This window comes from Pseudomonas sp. R28(2017) (assembly GCF_002112505.1).
In the GTDB taxonomy this organism is placed as follows: Bacteria; Pseudomonadota; Gammaproteobacteria; order Pseudomonadales; family Pseudomonadaceae; genus Aquipseudomonas.
This window is the reverse complement of sequence record NZ_NEHW01000008.1, coordinates 65,595-90,100: the sequence shown is the minus strand read 5'-3', so window position 1 is coordinate 90,100 and position 24,506 is coordinate 65,595. Positions and strand designations below refer to the sequence as shown.

The following is a 24,506-nucleotide window of genomic DNA, read 5'->3' as shown; positions in this document are numbered from 1 at the left end:
GGTGACCTTCGTGGGAAACAGGGGATGCCGGGTTATCGGCCTGATCCCACGGCTCTTTAGCGTCCAGGCACAGATTGCAAAGTAGGGCGCTATCCCTGTGGGAGCGGGCGCGCCCGCGAAGAATCCAACGCGGTGCATGGCACCGGCTGCGCCGGTGTTCGCGGGCATGCCCGCTCCCACAGGGGGCGTGTAAAGGCTGCAGTCAGCGTTCGCGCAGGGCTTCGCGGGCGCGGTTCAGCGGTTTGATCAGGTAATCGAGGATGGTCTTCTCGCCCGTGCGGATATCCACTGTGGCAATCATCCCCGGCACGATCGCGAAGTGCTTGCCGGCCTTGTTGGTCAGGCTGTCCTGCTCGGTGCGGATGAACACCCGGTAGTAGTAGATCTCCGGCTTCACCTCGTCCTGCAGGGTATCCGGCGATATCCCCACCACCTTGCCCTCCAGCCCGCCATACACCGAGTAGTCATAGGCGCTGATCTTGACCTTGGCGGCCTGGTCGGGGTGGATGAAGGCAATGTCCCGCGGGGCGATACGTGTTTCGATCAGCAGGCGCTCGTCCATCGGCACGATCTTCATCACCTGCCCGCCGGGTTGCACCACGCCGCCCAGGGTGTTGACCTCGATGTCCTTGACGATGCCGCGTACCGGCGAGCGCAGGGTCAGGCGCGTCAGCGAATCGCTGCGCCCGCGGATCACCTCCGACAGGCTGTCGGCTTCGGCACTGGCCTTGGCCAGCTCTTCGCGGGCGCGCACCAGGTACTCGGAACGCGCTTCGTTGGCCTTGAGTTCCAGCTCCGAGCGCTGGCGGTTCAGGCGGATCACTTCAACCCGGCTGGAGGCGCCCATCTTGGCCAGGTTCTCGGTGATCTTCAGCTCCGCACGCACCAGCCGCAGCGAATCCTCGATGCCGGCCAGGGTCTGCTCCAGGCCACGGCGGCGGGTTTCGTACAGCGCCGTCTCGGCGTCGATCAGGTCGGGCGAGTCACGCAGGCTCTCGGGGAAACTCAGCGGCTTGCCGGTGACCTCGGCCCGCAGCCGCGCCACGCTGGCTTTGGCCGCACGGTACTTGGCTTCGCTTTCGCCAACGCTGGAGGCGGTCTTGGTCGGGTCGAGCTGGGCAAGCACCTGGCCGCGCTCGACCAGGTCGCCTTCGGCCACGTTCATCTCGGCGACAATGCCACCTTCGAACGACTGGATCACCTGCTCGCGTGAGCTGGGGATCACCTTGCCGGTGCCGGTGGAGACTTCGGTCACCTCGAACCAGGCCGCCCAGGCCAGGAACATGGCGAGCATGACGGCGCAGAGGGTGATGACGCGGCCGGCGCGCAACACGGCCTGGTCGTCCTGGCCATCCAGGTACGACGCGGGGAGTTCGTGGTTGCTCATGCCTGCGCTCCTTGCAGCTTGGCCAGGGCGGCGTCGCGCTTGTCGTCGATGACGATGCGCCCGCCGTCCAGCACGATGATGCGCTCCACCCGCTGCAGCACGCTCAGGCGGTGCGTGGCGATCACCAGGGTGCGGCCCTGGCAGAAGCGTTCCAGGTTATCCAGCAGCTTGCGTTCGGTGACGTCGTCGAGCGAGGCGGTGGGTTCGTCGAGCAGCAGCACCTGGGGTTGGCGAACCAGCAAACGCGCGAGCACCAGCGCCTGGCGCTGCCCGCCCGACAGGCCCTGGCCGCCTTCGAGGATCAGGTGGTCGAGGCCCTTGGGCAGGTGGCGGACGAATTCCAGCGCACCGGTGGCGGCCAGCGCGGCCACCAGTTCCTGGTCGCTGGCCTGGCCGGCGCCGAGGGTGAGGTTTTCCCGCAGGGTGCCGTGGAACAGCCGGGCGTACTGGGCCAGCAGGCCGACGTCGCGGCGCAGGTCGGCCGGGTCGAGGTGGGCCATGGCGATGCCATCGAGGCTGACTTCGCCCTGGCTCAGGTCCATGGCGCCACCAAGGGCCTGCAGCAGGGTCGACTTGCCGGCGCCGTTGCGCCCGAGCACGGCGATGCGCTCGCCGGGCTGGATGTCGAGCTGGCCGATGCTCAGCACCGGCGGGGCTTCCGGGCTATAGCGGAAGTTGGCCTGGCGCAGGGCATATTCGCCACGGATGGCTGGCAAGTGCACACGGGCTTCGCCTTCAGGGTGGTCGACCGGCGACTGCATCAGCTTGTCCAGGCCCTGCAGGGCCACCTTGGCCTGCTGCCAACGGGTCAACACATGGGTCAGCTGCGCCAGTGGTGCCATCATCCGTGACGACAGCATCGAGGCGGCGACCAGGCTACCGGTGGTGAGGTCGCCGGCAATCACCATCGGCGCGCCGATCACGATGACCACGGCAAACACCGCGCCCTGCACGTTCTGCGTCCAGGTCACCAGGCCGTTGGTCAGGGTGCGCAGGCGCAGGTTGGTGTGCGCACAGGCGGCGTTGTACTGGTTCCACTGGCGCTCGAAGCGCGCCTCGGCCTGCAGCGCCTTGATCTCGTCGAGGCCCTGGATGCTTTCCACTAGCATGGCATTGCGCAGCGAAGATTCACGCATCGAGGCATTGGCCAGTACCGCCAGGCGCCGTTGTGCGAGCAGGCCCGGGATGACCATGGCCAGCAGCGCCACCAGCGGGATGAACACCAGCACGCCACCGATCAGCCAGAACACGAACAGGAACAGCAGGAAGAACGGCAGGTCGGCCAAGGCGGTGGCGGTGCTCGAGGTGATCAGGTCGCGGATCGACTCCAACTCGCGCAACTGCGAGATGAAAGAACCGGTGGACTTCGGCCGCGCCGAGTTGCGCAGGCGCAGCGCATGCCCATAGACCAGGTCGGACACCCGCAAATCGGCACGCTTGCCGAGCAGGTCGGTGACCTTCAACCTCAGCAGGCGCATGCTGAAGTCGAACACCAGCGCCAGCACCACGCCGCCGAACAGCACGTACAGGGTCGGCAGGGACTCGGCGGGGATCACCCGGTCGTACACCTGCATTGAAAACAGCACCCCGGCCAGTGCCAGCACGTTGGCCACCAGCGAGGCGACCATCACCTGGCCGTAGGGGCGCAGGTCGCGCAGCACGATGCGGGTAAACCAGTGCCGATCGTAGGGCGCGGTGTAGTCGTCGGTGCGCACATCGCGCAACGGCCGCGCCGGGCGCATCAGGGCCACGCGGTTGATGCGCCCTTCGAGTGCTTCGCGAGGCAGGCGCGAGGTCAGGCGCTGGTCGCCGGCGAAGACCACGGCCAGCTCGTTTTCCTCGGTCACCGCCTCGACCGTGGCCAGCTGGCCATCGTCCAGCTCCAGCACCAGTGGCGTGCGCCATTGGCGCAGGGCCTTGGCGTCGTAGCGCACGAAGCGCAGCGTCAGGCCGGCCTGGCGCGCCATGTGCCGGAGGATTTCATCCAGCGGGCGTGCATCTTCGACCGCCGCCAGGCGGATACGCTGGGGCGAGACATCCAGGCGATAGTGGTGAGCGACCTGCAGCATCACTTCCAGCCAGGGGCCGAGGTCGGGCCGATGAACCACCGGCTGCTCCGGGTTCTGCTCCTGACCGGACTGGGTCAGTTTCACGGTATCGTTCATGGCTCGATTTCCACCCCTTGCAGGTTGCGCCCGTCCAGCCCGAAGGCGGTACGCAGGGCGCCGGTGTTGTACAGGCAGTCGACATCCAGGCGCAGCAGGTCGGAGCGGGTGCCGGCGAGTTCGAAGCGTGACTGGTAGATCTCCTGCTCGGCGTTGAGCAGGTCGAGCAGCGGCCGGGTGCCCAGGTCCAGGTACTGCCGGCCATACAGTTCGCGGGCTTCCTGGATGCTGGTCTGGCGTGCCTCCAGCGAATTCAGGCGCCGGCCCAGCCCGGATGTCTGTGCCATGGCTTCGGCCAGGCCGCGGCGGGCTTGCAGGCGTGCGGCGTCTTCGGCGGAGTCGGCGGCGCTCAGGGCATGGCCGGCGGCGCGGCTGCGGGCGCTGATGGCACCACCCTGGTAGATCGGCACCTCGACGTTCAGGTAGATGCCCGCCTGGGTGCGGTCCAGGCTTCGGTTGTCGCGGTTGTAGTCGTTGTCCAGGTAATGATTGACCTGCGGCTGCAGCGACAGCGTGGGGTAGGCTTCGGCCTTGGCCTGGGCCAGTTCGGCCTGGGACTGGGCGCGCAAGGCCAGGGCCATCAGCACGGCTGGCAGCCGGTCGCTACCCCCTGAAGAACGCTTGCAGGCCTGGTTCAGCTCTGGCGGGGACTCCTCGGCGAGGGCCGGCGGCGCGACCCGGCCAAGCAGTTCGGCCAGGGTCGAGCGCCAGCGTTCGTACTGCGACTGGTATTCCTCGAGGGTGGCGCGGGCGCCTTCCACCCGCGACTCGGCCTGGACCACGTCAGAGCGCGTGCTGGCGCCCATGTCGCTGCGTTGGCGGGCCATGCCGGCGATGTCGCCGACGCCACGGATCTGGTCGCGGGCAATCACCATCAGCTGTTCATAGCGGCGGGTTTCGATCCAGGCGTAGGCCGTGTCGCGGGCGAGGTCGTCGACCACCAGCAGGATGTTGGCCTGGGCCCGGGTAGCGGCGGCCTGGGCGGCGCTGACGGCACTGTCGACCTTGCCGAAGTCATAGAGCATCTGCTTCAACGACAGGTTCAGCGCCTGGCTGTTGCGGTCGCCGCCGTAGCCGGTGTCATAGCCGGTGCGGATACCGCCGGAGATCTGAGGGTAGTAACCGGCACGGGCGACGTTGATGCCTTCGCCCTGCTTGTACAGGTTGCCGACTGCTTCGGCGATGCTCGGGTGCCACTGCGCGGCGGTCAGCACCGCTTCGGCCAGCCCCAGGCGGTCACCTGTGTTGCTGGCTTGCCCGGAAGGTGGACGGGCGGGGATGGCGTCGGGCGCGTCGCGCATCAATGACGGGCCGATGGTGCGCAGTCTGGGGTCTATGTCATCGGCCGCCTGGGCAACCGGGTTCAGGTTCGACACCAGGAGCCCGAAGGCTCCCAGCCACAGCGGTGACAGCGGACTGCGTCGCTTCACGAAATTCCCTTACTGCTGTTCGTCCTTGCCGCCGGGCGAAGTGCCCGGCGGATTGCAGCGGCCTCAGACGACATGGATGCTGTTCTGCACCCAGAGGTGGTGGCTCGGATCTTCCTGGGCCGTGTACTGGTTATAGTCGATGCCGTCGGCGGTTTGGTTCCCTACCAGGGTCCAGTTGTCCGTCATGTGCACCGAGTCTTTGTCGTCCCCCTTGATGATCAGTGTGTCGTTGCCGGTTTCGGTGATGGCCACCACGTCCGCCAGGTTGAGGGTCAGCGCCACCGCGCTGGTGTCGTTGAGGTCGATCACCTCGATGTTGTGGATGCGCTCGGCCAGGGTGCCGAGGTCGATGCTGGCATCGCCGCCGCCCCACAGCAGGGTGTCGGTACCGCTGCCGCCATCGACGCTGGCGAAGTTCTGGTCGACCACTTCGAGGATGTCGTTGCCGGCGCCGCCTTCCAGGGTGATGTGGCCGCCCTGGCTGCCCACCAGGTGGTCGTTGCCGTCGGTGCCAGCGAGCACTTCGCTGGACGCGGCGGCCGCCACGCTGGCCACGGCCAGGCTGTCGTCGCTGGTGTCGGCCACCAGTGCGGAGAAGGTGGTGAGGCCGGCGGCGTTGTCCAGGTTGACGGTCAGCGTGGCGGTGTCGGTGGTGCCGTTGGGGTGGGTCAGCTCGTAGGTGAAGGTGTCGTGCTGGCCGATCACCGCCGAGGTCAGGCCGCTGTTGAGGGTGTAGGTGTAGCTGCCGTCCGCATGCACCAGCAGCGTGCCGTAGGTGCCGGCCACGCTGACGCCGTTGTGGCCGGGGATGGTGAAGGTGTTGGCGGCCGTCAGCACACTCAGTACGGTCAGTGCCGAACCCAGGTTGTCGGTGCCTGACGGGTCGGTGATCAGGTTGCCGCTGGCCACCGTGGCGCTGCTGACCACGAACTCGGTGAGGTGCGTGGTGGTGGTGTTGAGGCTGGTGGTGATCGAACTGGCCAGGCCGATGCCGCCGGCGCTGACCACGATGTGGTAGGTACCTGCGCCCTGGTTCTGGAAGGTATAACCGGCGCCGCCGCCGAGCAGGCTGACCAGCGAGCCGCCGCCTACGGTTTCCACTACCACGTACTGGCCGGTGGCTGGGTTGAGTTTGAGCAGCTGGATGGTGGTGCCGTTGAGCAGGCTCAACAGGTTGGTGGAGTTGACCACCACCTGCAGGTTGGCCGTGGTGTCGGTGCCCACCGTGGTGGAGTAGGTGGCCGAGCGCGAGCCGATCAGCGGCAGGCTCAGTGTACCCAGGGTGGCGCTGCTGCTGTCGACCCGGTTGGCCAGGGTGATGTGGCTGCTGTCGACGTCGTTGACCGCATCCACCACCGTGGCCGGTGCACTCAGGTTGTTGTCATTCCAGATCTCCGTGGCCTGTGGGCTGTCGATGCGCACGTAAAGGTTGGCGGAGTCGGACAGGCCGTTCGGGTGCACCAGCTGGTAGCTGAACACATCCACCTTGCCGACGCTCGACGGGCTGCCATTGGGCGTGTAGGTGTAGCTGCCGTCCGCATGGATCACCAGGGTGCCGTACTGGCCCTGCACCGTGGTCCCCGCACCGCTGGCGGCGGCCACGAAGGTGCCGTTCTTCAGCACCTGCAGCACGGCGCCACTGTCGGGGCCGCGTGCGTCCACGCTGCCGTCTGTGCCTGGGTCGGTCACGACGTTACCGGACACCGCCGTGCCGACCCCGGTGAACTGGGTCAGGCTGGTGGCTTCGAGGTCAAGCGTGGTGGTGACCTGGGTCACCAGGCCGATACCGCCGCTGGCCACGGTCAGGCGGTAGTCGCCGGCCTGCAGCGAACCGATGTCGACCTGCAGGCCGATCGGCAGCACGATCAGGTCGAGCAGGCCCTGGGTGTTGCCGGTGGCAAGGGTCACCCAGGCGCCACTGGCATCCTTGACCTGCAGGGTGAAGGTGGCGTTGTTGAGCAATGCCAGCACGCTGTTGGTGGTCAGTGTCAGGGTCGGATCGACCGTGGTGCCGGCGGCGACCGTCCAGGTGTAGGTCTTGCTGAAGCCTGACAGCAGCGTGGTGAACTGGTCCTGGTAGGTTGCGGTGGCTGTCACCGGTGCGAGGTTGACGGTGGCGGTGGCCAGGTTGTCGCTGGCCACCACCGGCGCATTGGCATCCACGTCCGGGGCGGTGATGTTGACGTTGCCGGAGACATTGCTGCGTGGGTCGGTCAAGGTCACCGACAGCACCTGGCCGTTGTCCTGCGGCGGGCTCAGGGTGACGCTGAAGGTGCCGTTGGGCTGTACCACGGCGGTCTGCAGCACGGTGCCGGTGGCGCTGCGCACGGTGACCGTGGCACCCACTTCACCGGTGCCGGTCAAGGTACTGCCGTCGGCGCTGATCACCAGGTTGGCGGCGTTGGCCGGTGGAGTGAAGTCCGGAGCGGTGATGGCGGTGGCCGTGGAGGTGTTGCCAGCGGCATCGGTGAGGGTGACGTTCAGCGCCTGATTGTCGATCTGCGCCGCAGCCAGGCTGACCACGAACAGGCCGTTGGTACCGACCGTGGCCGTGCCCAGGACGGTGCCAGCACTGTTGCGCACGGTGACCGTGCTGCCGATCTGGCCAGAGCCGCTGACCGTGGTGCCGTTGGCGTTGATGGCGGCCACCGGGGCGGCCGGCGGTGTGGTGTCCGGCGCAGTGATGCCGGTGCTGCCGGACTGGTTGCCGGCCGCGTCGGATTGGCGCACGACGAGCGCCTGGCCATCGTTCTGCGCGCTGGTCAGGGTGACGCTGAAGGTGCCGTCGGGCTGTACGACAGCCGTGCCGAGTGCGCCGGCGGGGCCTTGCACGGTCACGGTCGCGCCCGGCTCGCCGTTACCGGTGAGCACGCTGCCAGAGCCATTGATCGCCAGGTTGGTCGGTGCCAGCGGGGCCTGGGTGTCCGGCGCGGTGTAGCTGGTGGCGCCGGAGACGTTCAGGGCGGCGTCGGCCTGAGTCAGGCTGAGCACCTGGCCGTTGAGCTGGGCACTGCTGAGGTTGATGCTGAACGCGCCCGCACCATTGACCAGGCCGGTGCCGAGCACGTTGCCGCCCGCGTCGCGCACGGTAACCGTGGCACCGGCCTCACCAGTGCCGCTGAGCACCAGGCCGTTGGCCGACAGCGCGGCGACCACCGGGTTTGCCGGTGGCGTGATGTCGGCAGCGGTGACGAACACCGGTTGCGATTCACCCCCGAGCAGCGACACCGATGTCACCGACAGGTGTTGCCCATTGAGCTGGGCGGCGCTCAGGGTAATGCTGAAGCCGCCATTGCCGATGTTGGCCGAGCCGCTGCCGATCAGGTTGCCGGCCGCATCGTACACGCGGATCGAGGTGCCGGTGGCGGCGGTGCCGGTCAGGGTCAGGCCATCGGCGGCCAGCGTTACGTTAACCGGTGGTTCTGGTGGTGGCACCAGCGGTGTGACATAGCTTGCCACCGCCGAGGTGTTGTTGGCGGCATCTGTCTGGGTCACCGCCAGGGTAGCTACCGAACCGGGTGCCGGTGACAGGCCGATCGAGAAGTTGCCGCCGCTGTCGACCAGGCCGGTGCCGATGACCTGGCCAGCGAAGCTGACCGTTACGGTCGCGCCAGCTTCACCACGCCCGGTGAGGATGTCGTAGGTGTTGCTGATGGCGAGGTTGGTGACGGCGGTGGGCGGTGAGGTGTCGGCAGTCTGGTACTCGGCCGGCAGCGAGATGTTGCCGGCGCTGTCGGTGGAAGTCACGGTCAGCAGCTGGCCATTGTTCTGCGCCGGGCTCAGGGTGACGGTGAACTCGCCGCCTGCCGGTACCGTGACGGTACCGACCACGGTGCCGGCAGGGTTGCGTACGGTGATGGTGGAGCCCACTTCACCACTGCCGGTGAGCAGCGTGCCGTTGCCAGTCAGGGCAAGGTTGCCCGGCTGCACCGGTGGGGTCAGGTCGGGCGCTGTCAGCTGCAGCGGCGCGGACGGGTTGCCGGTGGCATCCTGGGCGATCACGGTCAGCACCTGGCCATTGATCTGCGCGGTGCTCAGGTTGAGCACGAAGGCGCCATCGGGATCGATCGTGCCCTGGCCGAGCAGGTTGCCCTGGTTATCCATCACGGTCACGCGAGCACCGGCTTCGCCAGTACCGACCAGCTGCGTACCACTGCCGTTGAGGCTGGCGATGACGGTGGCCGGTGGCGTGCTGTCGACGGCGGTGATGGTGCTGACGGGCGAGATGTTGCCGCTGGCGTCTTCGAGTGTCACCTGCAGCAGCTGGCCATTGAGCTGGGCTGCGCCCAGGTTGACCACGAACGTACCGTTGGCGCTGACCGTGGCGGTGCCGATTTCCGTGGTGCCCAGGTAGACGCGCACGGTGCTGCCCGCTTCGCCGGTACCGCCAAGCTGGTCGCCGGCCGCGTTCAGGCGCAGGCCAAGTGCCGCGTCGGGCGGGGTCAGGTCGGGTGCGTTGACGGTGACCGGTTCGCTGATGTTGCCGGGTGGGTCGGCCTGTTGCACCGACAGCACTTGCTGGTTGATCTGCGCCGGGCTCAGTTCGACGCGGAAGCTGCCATCGGCGAGTACGGTGGTGGTGCCCAGCACCGCACCCGCGGCATTGGTGACGGTAACGGTGGCACCGGCTTCACCACGGCCGCTGACCACGCTGCCGTCGGTGTTGATGACCACGTTGGTGAGTATGTCGGGCGGCGTGAAGTCCGGTGTCTGCAAGGTACTGGTCGCCGACACGTTACCGGCGGCATCGGCCTGGGTGACGCTGAGCACTTCGGCATTACCCAGTGCAGGGTTGAGCGTCACGGTGAAATGGCCGCTGGCATCGACGATCGCCGTGCCGATCTCATCGCCGGCCGCATTGGTCACGGTCACTTCTGCACCGGCTTCGCCGCGGCCGGTGATCGTGACGCCATCGCTGGAAATCGCCAGTTCGCCGGGGGCCGCAGGGGGGGTGGTGTCAGGGGCCGTGATGTCGCTGGCGGTCGACTGGTTGCCGGCGGCATCGGTGAGTACCACTTGCAGTTGTTGGCCATTGGCTTGCGGCGGCGCGAGGGTGACCTGGAACGAGCCGTTGGCCATGACCTGGGCCGTCCCCACCACACTGCCATCGGCGGCCAGCACCTTCACCGTGCTGCCGGCTTCACCGGTGCCGTTGAGCAGGCTGCCGCCGCCCGCGAAGGCAAGGTTTTGCGCTGCGTCCGGCGCTACCCGATCAGGCGCGGTGAGGCTTACGCTGTTCGATTCGTTGCCCGCGCCGTCGGTCTGCGCAGCGCTGAGTTGTTCGCCATTGAGCTGTGCAGCGGCGAGGTTGACGCTGAAGTTGCCGTTGGCGTCGACCACGGCAGTCCCCAGGTCGATGCCGCCTTCACCGATCACGGTGACGGTGGCACCCACCTCGCCGCGCCCGGTGAGTATCAGGCCGTCGCTGGACAGTACCAGGTTGCTCAGTGGCTGCGGGGCGGTGGTGTCTGGCGCCTGCAGCTCGGCTGGCAGCGAGCTGCTGCCATCGGTGCCCACGGCACTGACTTGCAGCAGCTCGCCATTGGCCTGGGCGCTGCCGAGGTTGACGGTGAAGGTGCCGTCATTGCCGACCGGCGCGGAGCCGAGCAGCACACCGCCGGGGCCATACACGTTCACCGTGCTGCCCTGCGGGGCGCTGCCGGTGACCACCAGGCCATCGGCAGACAGCAGCAGATTGTCGGGTGAGTCGGGAGCGGTGTTGCCCGGCGCGGTGACGCTCTGCGCCGGCGAGGCATTCTGCGCGGCATCGGTCTGTACCACGCTCAGGCTTTCGCCTGCCGTGGCCGCAGGCGCAAGGGTGACGGTGAAACGCCCATCGGTGCCGACGGTTGCGGTGCCCAGCGCGGCACCGTCGGGTGCGCGTACCGTGACCGTGGCACCGGCTTCGCCGGTACCCATCAGGGTGGCGCCATCGGCCGACACCGCCAGGTTGGCCACCGCTGCCGGTGGCGTGGTGTCTGCAGCGGTGTAAGGCGCTGCAGGCGATACGTTGCCTGCAGCATCGGTAGCGGTCACCTGCAAGGTCTGCCCATTGGTCTGGGCACTGTTGAGGGTGACCTGGAAGGTGCCGTTGCTGCCCGCCACGGCGCTGCCGAGTACGTTGCCTGCCGCATCGCGCACGGTGACCGTGCTGCCGGCCTCGGCGCTGCCGCTCAACTGCAGGCCGGTAGCGGCCAGGGCCAGCGCGGTGGGCGCCGCAGGTGCAGTGAAGTCTGGAGCGGTCACGGCAACTGCTGTCGAGGTGTTGTTGCCAGCGTCGGTCTGGGTCACGCTCAAGCGCTGGGCGTTGAGCTGGGCGCTGTCGAGCGTGAGGGTGAAGCTGCCGTTGGCCGCCACCAGGCCACTACCGATGATGGTGCCGTCCGGGCCGCGCACGCTCACGGTGGCACCGGCTTCGCCGAGACCGGTGAGAGTCAGTCCATTGTTGTTGAGTACCACGTTGGTCAGCGCTGCGGGTGGGGTCAGGTCCGGTGTGGTGACATTGACTGCTGGCGAAACGTTGCCGCCAGCATCCACCTGAGTCACGCCAATCGCCTGGCCGTTGGCCTGCGGTGTATCGAACGTCACGGTGAAGCGGCCATCGGCGCCGACGGTGGCGGTGCCGAGCACGGTACCGGCGGCGTTGCGCACCTGCACCGTGGCCCCGACTTCGCCAGTACCGGAAAGCTGGCGGCCATCGGCGCTCAGTTGTGTATCACCGACGGCTGCCGGCGGTGTGCGGTCCGGGGTGGCCACGCTGGCCGGGCCGGAAACGTTGCCCGCGGCATCGGTCAAGGTCACCTGCAAGGGGCTGCCGGAGGTCTGTGCGCTGTTGAGGGTGACCTGGAACTGGCCGCTCTGGTTGACCGTGCCGGTCCCGACGATTGCGCCGTTCACGTCACGCACGGTGACGGTGGCGCCGATTTCGCCCTGGCCGCTGACCACGGTGGCGGCACCGTTGAGCGACAGCCCGGTGGCAGCGGTAGGGGCTTGCAAGTCGGGGGCGACAACTGGTGTGGCCAGTGACACGTTGCCGGCGGCATCTGCCTGGGTGACGGTCAGGTTCTGAGCGTTGGCCTGGGCCGGTGACAAGGTGACGCTGAACAGGCCGTTGCTGCCGACCGTTGCGCTTCCCAACACGGTGCCTTGGCTATCGGTCACGCTCACCGTTGCGCCCACCTCGCCACGGCCGGACACGGTGGTGCCGCTGCGGTTGATGGCGACATTGGTGAGGGCATCGGGTGGCGTTGTATCGTCCGCCACGACGATAGCCGGCACCGAGGGCTTGCCGCCTGCAGACAGCCGGGCGGTGATTTGCAAGGTCTGCGCATTGAGTTGCGCGTTGCTGAAGAAGATGCGGAACACGCCATCGCCGCCGACCGTCCCCGAGCCCAGGGTGGTGCCGCCTGACGTCACGGTAATCAGCGCACCGACGGTGCCCTGGCCCGTGAGCAGGAAGCCGTCATCGCTCAGTGCAAGGTTGGTCGGGGTGGCGACTTCGGTACCGTCAGGGCCGCTGAGGTTGACCGCAGTTTCATTGCCGCCGCCATCGCGTACCACCACCTGCACGGTATCAGTGCTGGTCAGGGGCGGTGAGACCGGAATCACGAAGGTGCCATCCGGCCCAGCAGTTCCTTGACCGCGCGGGGTTCCGTCAGGGTCACGCACGATGATCGTGCTGCCAGGTTCCGCACCGCCGCCGACCACGCTGCCGTCCGGGCTCACGGTGACATCGGTGGCGGCGGCCGGTGGTGTGGTATCCGGCGCGGTGATGGTGGTTGGGGTCGAGTCGTTGCCGGCCGCATCGGTAACGATCACGGTCACGGTTTCGCCGTTGTTCAACGGCGTGCCGAGGGGTACCTCATAGCTACCGTCAGGGTTGACCGCAACCGTGATCACATTGCCGGCCGGGTCGGTCACCGTTACCGACGCGGCGCCTGGCGCGGTTCCGTTCACAGTGGCGCCATCGGCACTGACCGCGGCGTCGGCGCTAGGTGCAGGTGGCGTAAGATCGGGTGCGGTGGCCTGGGCTGGTGTTGAAGGGTTGCCTGCTGCATCGACCAGGGTCACGTCGAGCACCTGGCCATCCAGTTGCGCTGGCGACAGCGGCACGCTGAAACTGCCACCGGGCGGCACCACCACGGTACCCAGCAGGTCGCCGTTGGCGTTGCGCACTTCCACGGTGGAGCCGACTTCACCGCTGCCCTGCAAGGTGGTGCCGTCGGCACTGACCAGTAGCCCTCCCGGGCTGGTCGGGCCCGTACCATCGGGTGCGGTGAGCGTTGCCGAAGGGGAGGCATTGCCGGCCTCATCGGTGAGCACCACCGACAGGACTTCACCGTTGGCCTGTGCCGGGCTGAGGGTGACGCTGAAAGTGCCGTCGCCGTTCACCACGGCATCGCCCAGCAGCTGCCCGGCGGCGTTGCGCACCTGCACGGCGGCGCCCGGTTCGCCTTGGCCGTTGAGCAGGGTGCCGCCTGCGCCCAGGGTCAGCCCCTGGGCGGGTGCCGGTGCCTGAAGGTCCTCGGCTACCACCGTTGCGGTGCCGGAGGTGTTGTTGCCACCATCGGTCAGGCTGACCGAAAGCGTCTGGCCGTTCAGTTGCGGCGGGGTGAGGGTGACCTGGAAGGTGCCATCGGCTTGTACCTCGCCGGTGCCTACCACGGCACCGCCAGTGCCGGTCACCCGCACTTGGGTGCCCGGTTCGCCGATGCCGGTCAGCACCGTGCCGTCGGCAGACAGCACCAGGTTGCCAGGCGTGGCCGGTGGCTGATTGTCAGGGGCAGCGAGGTCGACCGATGCCGACAGGTTGCCGGCCGGGTCACGCTGCTCCACGGTCAGTGCCTGGCCATTGGTCTGCGGGGTGCCCAAGGTGACCTCGAAGCTGCCGTTGCCGGCGACCAGCGCAGTGCCGAGGATGGCCCCTGCAGGGCCACGCACAATGACCGTGGCGCCCGGTTCGCCGGTCCCGCTCACGGTGGTGCCGGTGCCATCGATGACCGGGCTGCCGACGGTTTGCGGCGGGGTGCTGTCCGGTGCGGTGAAGTCCACGGGCCCGGCACTGTTGCCGAGGCTGTCGGTGGCCTCCACCGTGAGGTTTTCGCCATTGCGCTGCGGCGTGCCCAACGTGACGTCGAAGCGGCCATCGGCGCCTACCGTGGCGGTGCCCAGCACGCTGCCGTCGGCCGCACGCACGGTAACCGTCGAACCGGCCTGGCCCTGGCCGGTGAGGTGCAGGCCGGAGCTGTCGATGGCAAGGCCTGCCGGTTGCAGCGGGCCGTCGAGGTCCGGCGCGGTGACGGTGGCGGTGGAACTGTTGCCGCTGCTGTCGCGCAGCACCACGTCGAGTACCTGGCCGTCGGTCTGGGCCTGGCTCAGGGTGACCGTGAAGGTGCCATTGGCAGCGACCACCGCGGTGCCCAGCACCGTACCCTGTGCGTTGGTGACCTGCACCGTGGCGCCCACTTCGCCGCGGCCGGTCAGGGTCAGGCCATTGGCGCTGAGCTGCAGGTCACTGGCTTCAGTGGGCGGGGTGATGTCCGGAGCGGTGACCGGGGTGGGCAACGAGCTGTTGCCATCGGCATCGATGGCCACCACGTCGAGCAACTGACCGTTGGCCTGGGCCGGGTCGATGGGCACGGTGAAGGTGCCATCGTTACCCACTTGCACGCTGCCGATCACATTGCCTTGGGCGTCATGCACTTCTACCAGGCTGCCCGGCGTAGCGGTACCGCTGATGGAACTGCCATCAGGTGCCACCACCAGCCCGGCCGGGCTGTCCGGTACGGCGGTGGCCGGGACGATGACAGCCAGGCCGACGGATGGGTTGCCGGCAGCGTCGGTCTGGGTCAGGACGATGCTCTCACCTGCAGCCACCGGGCTGTCGAGGTCCACCAGGAAGGTACCGTTGGCGGCGACCACACCGCTGCCAAGCAGGTTGCCGTTGGCATCGCGCACGTCGACCGTGGCGCCGGGTTCGCCGCGGCCTGCAATGACCAGGCTGCCGGCACCCACCACGACGTTGCTGATCAACCCCGGCGGGGTGATGTCCGGGGCGGTGTAGTCCAGGGGGGCAGAGCCGTTGCCGGCGGCATCGAATACACGGATGGCCAGGTGTTCGCCGTTGGCCTGGGCAGGGTCGAGGGTGAAGCTGAAGGTGCCGTCCGCCGCGACAATACCGCTGCCGATGAGGGTGCCGTTGACGTCGCGCACCTCCACCCGCGCGCCGGGCTCGGCACGGCCGCTCAGGGTTTCACCGGCGGTCAGGGTCAGCTCGGTCGGCTGCGCAGGGGCCTGCAGATCAGGCGCGGTCAACGGGCTTGGGGTGGAGACATTGCCCGCCGCATCGGTCAGGGTCACCTGCAACGAAGAACCATTGGTTGCGGGTGTATTCAGTTGCAGGGTGAAGGTGCCATCCGCTTGCACGGTGCCGGTGCCAATGACCTGGCCCTGATCGTTCAGCACATTCACGGTCGCGCCTGCTTCACCACGCCCGGAGACCGTGCGGCCGTCACCACTGATGGCCAGGTCGGTGGCCGGTGGTGGCGGGGTGGTGTCGCCGCCGTTGTCGATATCCGGCGCAGTGACGCTGCCAGCTGTCGAGGTATTGCCGGCGGCATCGGTGGCGGTGACCTGCAGCTGCTCGCCATCGACCTGCGCCGGATCGAGGGTGATAGTGAACTGGCCATCGGCGCCTGCCACGGCGGTGCCAAGCACCGTGGTGCCATCAGCGGCCAGCACTCGTACGGTGCTGCCAGGTTCCGCACGGCCGGTGAGCTGGCTGCCGTCGGCACTCACCGCAAGGTCGCCGGGAGGCGCTGGCGGCTGCAGGTCGGCAGATGTCACCGAACCTGGCTGCGAGACATTGCCGGCGGCATCGGTCAGGGTTACCTGCAGGGTACTGCCGTCGACCACCGCAGGGTTCAAGGTGACCTGGAAGGTACCCTCGGTGCCGACCGTGCCGGTGGCGATGACGTGACCCTCGGCATCGCGCACTTGCACCGTGGTGCCGGGTTCGCCGCGGCCGGTGAGCTGCTGACCGGCCTGGCCGACCGCCAGCTCGGTCGGCGCGTCAGGGGGCGTGGTGTCGGGCGGGTTGCCGACGCCATCGTCCGGTGCGGTGATGGCGGTGCCGCCGGAGGCATTGCCGGCAGCGTCGGTGGCCGTTACTTGCAAGGCCTGGCCGTCGGTCTGCGGCGGCTGCAGGGTGATGCTGAACTGGCCGTCGGCAGCGGCTACAGCGCTTCCCAGCACAGCGCCGCCGGCCCCCAGCACTTGCACGGTCGAGCCGGGCTCGGCGCGGCCGGTAAGCGTAGTGCCTTGCGCGTTGATCGCCAGCTCCGTCGGTGCTGTGGGCGCGGTGATGTCAGGTGCCGTGGCCGTACCGGGCTGCGAGGTGTTGCCCGCTGCATCGGTCAGCGAGACGCCAAGGTTTTCGCCATTGGCCTGTGGGGTGTTCAGGGCGACATCGAAACTGCCATCGGCATTCACCGTGCCGCTGCCGATCAGGTTGCCTGCGGCATCGAACACATTCACCCTGGTGCCTGCCTCACCGCGACCACTCAGGCGCAGACCGTCAGGCGACACCAGCAGGTCGATGGGCGTGGCCGGTGGCGTAGTATCACCAGGCTCGCCGCCACCGCCACCGCCACCGCCACCGCCGCCGCCATTCGTCGCTGCTGCCACGCCGCCGACGCCAAGCAGGCTGAGGCCGGCAATGGCAAAGGTCGAGGTTTCGCTGCCGGCGGTGCCGATGCCGGCGACCAGTTCGTCGAGCGAGTTCACTTCGTCGAAGGTGAAACCGGTGAAGGCCGTTGCGTCATAGTTGGCGTGCCACAAGGTACCGTCTTCACCGACGAACACCATGTCGCTGCCAACCCCTGCCTGGTCCATGGCAAAGAAGTTGCCGACCGTGACTTTTTCTCCGGATTTGAGCGTGACGATCAGGTCCTGACCGCGCCGGGTGACGGTCGCCACCTGGTCGGGGGCGACGGGCATCTGCACGACGCCTGGGCTGTTGAGGGTGATGTTGCCCCAGGCATTCTGGGTGGCGACGGCGGATTGCTTGTCGGCGACGACGATGTTGTCCATGAGTGCTCCCTGCTGGATTTCGGTACACAGGGTCGACGTTGGCGACCCTTGGCTTGCACAACTCGCCCGACCAACGGAACGTGTTGTGCGCAGCCTGGCCGTGTCACGGCCGCGTAACCGGAGATTAGGGAGATATAGCAGCCCAGCAGATTGCCACCAGATGGCTTTCCGGGTAGTCCTTTAGTGCATGATGGCTCAGCGAAGCCCCAGCCGACGGGCCAGGCGGCTGAGGTTGGCGCGGTCCAGGCCCAGTTCGCGGGCCGCTGCTGCCCAGTTGTCCTGATGGCGTTGCAGGCAGGCATCGATCACCTGGCGCTGGTAATCGTCCACGGCTTCGCGCAGGCCACCTGCGGGGACGGGTGCCGTGTCCAGGGTGGCATCAGCATGGGCGGCAACCGCCGCAGGGTGGGGGGCGTGCAGGTCAAGGTCGCTGGCGTCCAGGGTGAGGATGCGTGGGCGTTCCGGGTGCTGGCCCATGGCCTTGAGCGCCGAGCGGCCGATCAGGTGTTCGAGCTCGCGCACATTGCCTGGCCAGTCATACGCCAGCAATGCGGCTTGCGCCTCGCTGCTCAGCCGCAGGCTGTTCAGGCCAAGGCGTGATCGGTTCTGCTCGAGGAAATAGCCGGCAAGAAGCAGCACATCTCGCCCGCGTTCGCGTAACGGCGGCACCTGCAGTGGGTACACGCTGAGGCGGTGGTAGAAGTCGGCGCGGTAGTTGCCTGCGCGTACCTCGGCGGCCAGGTCGCGGTTGGTGGCGGCGATCAGGCGCACATCGACGCGGTGTTCGCGGTCCGACCCCAGCCGTTGCAGCTGGCCGCTCTGCAGCACGCGCAACAGCTTGGCTTGCACGGTCAACGGCAACTCGCCCACTTCATCGAGGAACAGCGTACCGCCGTTGGCCAGCTCGAACTTGCCGCGGCGCTCGCCGTGGGCGCCCGTGAAGGCGCCACGCACATGGCCGAACAGTTCGCTTTCCACCAGGGTATCGGGGAGGGCTGCACAGTTCAGGCTGACCAGGGGTTTGTCGGCGCGGCTGCTGGCCTGGTGCAGGGCCATGGCCACCAGCTCCTTACCCACCCCGGTTTCACCGGTGATCAGCACGGTCAGCTCGCTGCCGCCCACCAGGCGGATTTCTTCCAGCAGGCGCTTGTGCGCCGGGCTCTGGCCGATCAGCTCCTTGTCCTGGCCGCTGGCCTGGCGGTAGATCTCGGCGCGGTGGTGCTCGTCTTCGGCGCGCAGGGCCAGGTGTTCGATGCGCTCGGCCACGGTCACGGTAGCGGCGGCCAGGCTGGCAAAGGCCTGCAGGGCATCCAGCTCCAGGCTCTGGAACTGGCCGGGGGTGAGGGCATCGAGGGTCACCAGGCCCCAGGGGCGCTCGTCGACCATCAACGGGCAGCCCATGCAGTCGTGTACTTCAAGGGCGGCGTCAGGGGCGTTGACCAGGCCATCGTAGGGGTCGGGCAGCTCGGAGTCGCTGGCAAAGCGCGTCGGTTCCGGGCGGCTGAGCAGGATCTGGAAGCGCGGGTGTTCGCTGACCTTGAAGCGGCGCCCCAAGGTGTCCGGGGAGAGCCCATCGACAGCCAGCGGCACCAGCCATTCGCCATCCAGGCGCAGCAGCGCGGCGGCATCGCACGGCAGCAGCCCGCGCATGGCCTGCAGCAGGCGGCGATAGCGCTCCTGGTCGGGCAAGTCGCGGGACAGGTCACTGACCAGGGGCAGCAACGTGGTGAGCAGTGGCTTTGTAGTCATAAGGACTCCTGTGGGTCGATTTGACTATACGCCTGGCCAGGTCGATTTGACATGATTGGTGTCAATGCCCTGATTTCATTGGCGAAAAAAGTTGGCACGATTGCTGAAATAGCAGGGGCAACCATTTGAAGCCACAGGCTCAGGAGTCGTTGCAAATGCTCAATGCCGAACAACGTGCAATCATCAAAGCCACTGTCCCTCTGCTGGAAACCGGTGGTGAAGCGCTGACCACTCACTTCTACAAGATGATGCTCAGCGAGTACCCAGAGGTCCGCCCGCTGTTCAACCAGGCCCACCAGGCCAGTGGCGACCAGCCGCGTGCCCTGGCCAATGGCGTGCTGATGTATGCCCGTCATATCGACCAGCTGGAGCAACTGGGTGGCCTGGTCGGCCAGATCATCAACAAACACGTCGCCCTGCAGATTCTGCCGGAGCACTACCCGATCGTCGGCAGCTGCCTGCTGCGCGCCATCGAAGAAGTGCTGGGCAAGGAAATCGCCACCGCTGAGGTCATCGCCGCCTGGGCCGCTGCCTATGGTCAGCTGGCCGACATCCTGATCGGTGCCGAAGAAAGCCTCTACAAGCAGAAGGAAGAGGCCGCTGGCGGCTGGCGCGGTACCCGCGAATTCCGCCTGGCCCGTCGCGAGCAGGAAAGCAGCGAGATCACGTCGTTCTACTTCGAACCGCTGGATGGCCAGCCGGTACTCAAGGCCGAGCCTGGCCAGTACATTGGCCTGCAGCTGTTCATCGACGGTGCCGAGCAGCGCCGCAACTACTCGCTGTCGGCCCTGTGCGACGGCCAGGGGTATCGCATCAGCGTCAAGCGCGAGGAGGGCGGCAAGGTTTCCAACTACTTGCATGATCAGCTGGTGGTGGGCGACACCCTGCAGCTGTTCCCGCCAGCGGGTGACTTCACCCTGGTGGCCAGCGACAAGCCACTGGTGCTGATCAGCGGTGGCGTGGGCATTACCCCGACCCTGGCGATGCTCGAAGCGGCCCTGCAGACCCAGCGCCCGGTGCATTTCATCCACTGTGCGCGTAACGGTGCGGTGCACGCCTTCCGCGAATGGATCGATGGCCTGGCCGAGCGCCACCCGCAGCTCAAGCGCTTCTATTGCTATGCCGAGCAGGAGGGTGCGCAGAAGGCCGACGCGGTTGGCCTGCTGAGCCAGGACCTGCTGGGTGAGTGGCTGCCGCGCGAGCGTGATGTGGATGCCTACTTCCTCGGGCCGAAAAGCTTCATGGCGGCGGTCAAGCGCCAGCTCAAGGGCCTGGGTGTGCCGGAGCAGCAGAGCCGCTACGAGTTCTTCGGGCCCGCGGCTGCCCTGGAATGATCCCCTGTTAAGACTTCCTGCCTATATATAAGGAAAGATGAAGGGTGCCTCGGCACCTTTCATCTTTAATCCTCCTTTAATCACTGTATCCTTCACTCCCGGGTGTCGAGGGGCTTGCCCCTGTGCGGCACCCGGGCAGCCGCTTTTTTACCGGCCGACGTTGAACCGACGTTGCTGCAGCCGGTCTCAGCATCTCCGGATAGCCCTGCGCAGTGCTGTCTCGCCGCCTCCTCGACACGCTAAAGGGCCATGCCTGCGTGTAGAATTGCACCCAGGCGGGCGGACCACGCTGCCACCTATCCATCGAAGGAATCGGCAATGAACGAACAAACCTTGCGCCTGAACCGCGAACGGCGCTTTCTGGTGCTGCTGGGGGTGATCTGCCTCGCCCTGATCGGCGGTGCGCTGTACATGCAGGTGGTACTGGGCGAGGCACCTTGCCCGCTGTGCATCCTGCAACGCTATGCCTTGCTCTTTATCGCCATCTTCGCGTTCATTGCCGCTGCCATGCCCGGGCGCCGCAGCCTGACCCTGTTCGAGGGGCTGGTGGTGCTCAGTGCCATTGGCGGAATCGTTGCGGCGGGCAACCATGTGTATATACTCGCCAACCCCATGGTCAGTTGCGGCATCGATACCCTGCAACCGATCGTCGACGACCTGCCCCTGGCCAAGCTCTGGCCGCTGGCGTTCCAGGTCGACGGCTTCTGCAGCACGCCGTACCCGCCGATCCTCGGTTTGTCGCTGGCGCAGTGGGCACTGGTGGCGTTCGTCCTGACTGCCATCCTGGTACCGTTCGGCATCTACCGCAACCGGCGCCAGTCTTAGACATAAGTCACGATTTCGGTGTGGTCTTTTGCACCGGATGAGAAGAGTGAAAAGTCCTCTCCCGCTTGATCCAGATCAACCTCAAAGCCTTGCGAAATGCGGGTTTGAGGGCTAGCAAGCGGGGTGCGACAAACTGTCGCGAAGTTGATTTGTAGCGCGCTATTGTTACGGATTCTGTAAAGGACTGTTGCTCAATAAGTCATAGTCAAGGGTTGGCGACCTATCTACAATCGCCCCCAATTTCCGTTCGGCACTGCTTGCGAGTCGCAGGATTGAAGGAAGCCCCAGCGCTCCTTTTTGCTGACTTCGTCAAGTTTCGCCCAACGGCGATACCGGGCGGACCCCCCTCCGCGTTTTCCCGCACCAAATGGACTTGGTCTGAAGTACAGGCCTGTTGCCTACGAAACCATAAGCACCGCTAACCCGCTTTGCGCCAAGGTCCTGCAGTCGGACCCAGGCAGGAGCGAGTACGGGCGCGAAATGCCGCACTTGGCAGGACGAAGTGTTGGCTACCAAAACACAAATTGCATTGAAGCAAGCTGATCTAGAGGTCGTGAGATGAGTAAAAAGCGTTACCCCAGACTGTTTGGCATATTGCCCTTTTTAGGCATGCTTTTACTCAGTGGGTGCAACTGGACCCTGCTCGACCCGAAAGGTCAGGTCGGCATTGAGCAAAAGAACCTGATCCTGATCGCTACCGGCCTGATGCTGCTGGTGGTGATTCCGGTCATCATCATGACCGTGGCATTCGCCTGGAAGTACCGTGCTTCCAACAAGGCCGCCACCTACACCCCAGACTGGTCGCACTCGACCAAGATCGAAGCCGCGGTGTGGATCATCCCGATCATCATCATCATCGCCCTGGGCTACGTCACCTACAAGTCGACCCACAAGCTGGACCCGTACCGTCCACTGGATTCCGATGTGAAGCCGGTGCAGATCGACGTGGTCGCGCTGGACTGGAAGTGGCTGTTCATCTACCCGGAGCAGGGCATTGCCACGGTCAACAAGATCGTCTTCCCGGCTAACACCCCGGTCAACTTCCGCGTCACCTCCGACGCCGTGATGAACTCGTTCTTCATCCCGGGCCTGGGTGGCCAGATCTACGCCATGGCGGGCATGACCACCAAGCTGCACCTGATCGCCAACGAAAACGGCGAGTTCGACGGTATCAGCGCCAACTACAGCGGTGCTGGCTTCACCGGCATGAAATTCAAGGCCACTGCAACCTCTCAGGAAGACTTCGACAAGTGGGTCGCCGAGGTCAAGCAGTCGCCGAAGAAGCTGGACAAGGCCGAATACGACGCCTTGGCCAAACCAAGCGAAAACAACCCGGTCGCGCTGTACAGCGAGGCCTCGCCTGACCAGTTCCAGATCATCGTCGACAAGTACGAAGGCATGAACCGCGGTCGTCCGAGCCACGAAGAAGCAGGCAGCAAAGATCTGGCCACAACCAAGGGTGTGGAATCGAGTATGCAACCAGCTGCCGGTGCAGAGGAGTAAGAGATGTTCGGTAAATTAACCCTGGAGGCGATACCCTTCCACGAGCCGATAGTCATGGTGACCCTTGCCATGATCGCGCTCGGGGGTATTGCTGTCGTTGGTGCTATCACCTATTTCCGCAAGTGGACCTACTTGTGGACCGAGTGGTTGACCACCGTCGACCACAAGAAAATCGGGGTGATGTACATCGTCGTCGCGATGGTCATGCTGCTGCGCGGCTTCGCCGACGCCATCATGATGCGTACCCAGCTGGCTGCCGCTACCGGTGGCTCCGAAGGCTACCTGCCGCCTGAACACTATGACCAGATCTTCACCGCTCACGGTGTGATCATGATCATCTTCATGGCGATGCCGTTCTTCACCGGCCTGATGAACCTGGCGGTTCCTCTGCAGATCGGTGCACGTGACGTTGCCTTCCCGTTCCTGAACTCCCTGAGCTTCTACCTGCTGCTGGCAGGCGTGCTGCTGGTCAACATCTCGCTGGGCGTTGGTGAATTCGCCAAGACCGGCTGGGTTGCCTATCCGCCGCTCGCGGGCATTCAGTACAGCCCTGGGGTGGGTGTCGACTACTACATCTGGGCGCTACAGCTCTCAGGCCTGGGTACGACACTGACCGGCGTGAACTTCCTCGTCACCGTGATGAAGATGCGCGCACCTGGCATGAAGCTGATGGACATGCCGATCTTCACCTGGACCTGCACCTGGGCCAACGTGCTGATCGTGGCTTCGTTCCCGATCCTGACCGCTGCACTCGCGCTGCTGACTGTTGACCGTTATCTGGACTTCCACATTTTCACCAACGAGCTTGGTGGGAACCCGATGATGTACGTCAACCTGTTCTGGGCGTGGGGTCACCCTGAGGTTTACATCCTGATCCTGCCGGCCTTCGGCGTGTTCTCGGAAGTGACTTCGACCTTCTCCGGCAAGCGTCTGTTCGGCCACCACTCGATGATCTACGCATCGGGCGCCATCGCCGTTCTGGGCTTCGCCGTATGGCTGCACCACTTCTTCACCATGGGTGCCGGCGCCAGCGTCAACACCTTCTTCGGCCTGGCGACGATGCTGATCTCCATCCCGACCGGTGTGAAGCTGTTCAACTGGCTGTTCACCATGTACCAGGGCCGTGTGCGCTTCACCGCACCAATGCTGTGGACCCTGGGCTTCATGATCACCTTCTCGATCGGTGGCATGACTGGCGTTCTGCTGGCTGTTCCAGGTGCTGACTTCGTGCTGCACAACAGCCTGTTCGTTATCGCTCACTTCCATAACGTGATCATCGGTGGTGCGGTATTCGGCTACATCGCCGGCTTCGCCTACTGGTGGCCAAAAGCGTTCGGCTTCAAGCTGAACGAGAAGTGGGGCAAAGCTGCCTTCTGGTTCTGGATCTCCGGCTTCTACGTAGCGTTCATGCCGCTGTACGCCCTGGGCTTCATGGGCATGACCCGTCGTCTGAACCACTCCGACAACCCACTGTGGGAACCCTACCTGTACGTAGCCGTTGCCGGCGCCGTGCTGATCCTGTTCGGTATCGCCTGCCAGCTGATCCAGATCGTCGTTTCGATCCGCGATCGCGAGCAGAACCTGGACGTGACCGGCGACCCATGGGGCGGCCGTACCCTGGAATGGTCGACCTCGTCGCCACCTCCGTTCTACAACTTCGCCCACATGCCAGAGAAAGTTGGCCTGGACTGCTGGAACGAAGCCAAGGAAGCCGGTGTTGCCTACAAGGTGCCGGGCAAGTACGAAGCGATCCACATGCCGAACAACACCGCTACCGGTCTGTTCATGGGTATGTTCCTGACTGTCTTCGGCTTCGCTTTCATCTGGCACATCTGGTGGCTGGTTGGCGCGAGCCTGCTGGCAACCATCGCGGTCTTCGTTCGCCACGCTGCGCGTGACGACCAGGGCTACATGGTTCCGGCCGAAGAAGTGGCGCGCATCGAAGGCGAGCGTCTCAAAGCGCTGGCCAAAGCAGGTGCTCTGCCTGCCGGCGCACGTGTCGAATCGTTTGAACGGGTGTAAT

The 24,506-nt window shown here is 65.9% G+C and carries 9 protein-coding genes; 4 read left to right on the top strand and 5 right to left on the bottom strand.

All coding sequences use genetic code 11. The features are described from left to right. Positions 1-202 precede the first annotated feature (202 nt). The 5 genes from CAF78_RS15470 to norR form a co-directional block, all read right to left on the bottom strand. Positions 203-1,387, bottom strand: coding sequence for an HlyD family type I secretion periplasmic adaptor subunit (locus CAF78_RS15470; protein WP_085673766.1), 1,185 nt, complete (start codon positions 1,385-1,387; stop codon positions 203-205). Next, a complete protein-coding gene (locus tag CAF78_RS15465; protein WP_085673765.1) occupies positions 1,384-3,552 on the bottom strand; it encodes a type I secretion system permease/ATPase in 2,169 nt (722 codons plus the stop codon). The genes CAF78_RS15470 and CAF78_RS15465 overlap by 4 nt, the downstream gene beginning before the upstream one ends. Then, positions 3,549-4,982, bottom strand: coding sequence for a TolC family outer membrane protein (locus tag CAF78_RS15460; protein WP_085673763.1), 1,434 nt, complete (start codon positions 4,980-4,982; stop codon positions 3,549-3,551). The genes CAF78_RS15465 and CAF78_RS15460 overlap by 4 nt, the downstream gene beginning before the upstream one ends. A gap of 63 nt (positions 4,983-5,045) precedes the next feature. Next, complete coding sequence (locus CAF78_RS15455; protein WP_085673761.1) at positions 5,046-17,072, bottom strand: BapA/Bap/LapF family large adhesin; 12,027 nt, start codon at positions 17,070-17,072, stop codon at positions 5,046-5,048. 195 nt (positions 17,073-17,267) lie between these two features. Beyond that, the gene (gene norR, locus CAF78_RS15450; protein ID WP_085673759.1) at positions 17,268-18,821 is read right to left on the bottom strand and encodes a nitric oxide reductase transcriptional regulator NorR; all 1,554 of its coding nucleotides are present in this window, start codon (positions 18,819-18,821) and stop codon (positions 17,268-17,270) included. Positions 18,822-18,976: 155 nt separating this feature from the next. On the opposite strand from norR, the gene hmpA reads away from it, so the two are divergent. From hmpA to cyoB, 4 genes are all read left to right on the top strand, one after another. After that, on the top strand, positions 18,977-20,155 hold the full coding sequence (hmpA, locus tag CAF78_RS15445) for an NO-inducible flavohemoprotein (protein WP_085673757.1): 1,179 nt from the start codon (positions 18,977-18,979) through the stop codon (positions 20,153-20,155). Positions 20,156-20,473: 318 nt separating this feature from the next. Continuing rightward, the gene (locus CAF78_RS15440) at positions 20,474-20,980 is read left to right on the top strand and encodes a disulfide bond formation protein B (protein WP_085673755.1); all 507 of its coding nucleotides are present in this window, start codon (positions 20,474-20,476) and stop codon (positions 20,978-20,980) included. A gap of 558 nt (positions 20,981-21,538) precedes the next feature. Beyond that, positions 21,539-22,483, top strand: a complete 945-nt coding sequence (gene cyoA, locus CAF78_RS15430) for a ubiquinol oxidase subunit II (RefSeq protein ID WP_085673753.1) — start codon at positions 21,539-21,541, stop codon at positions 22,481-22,483. 3 nt (positions 22,484-22,486) lie between these two features. Beyond that, on the top strand, positions 22,487-24,505 hold the full coding sequence (gene cyoB, locus CAF78_RS15425; protein ID WP_085673751.1) for a cytochrome o ubiquinol oxidase subunit I: 2,019 nt from the start codon (positions 22,487-22,489) through the stop codon (positions 24,503-24,505). Position 24,506: the final 1 nt, after the last annotated feature.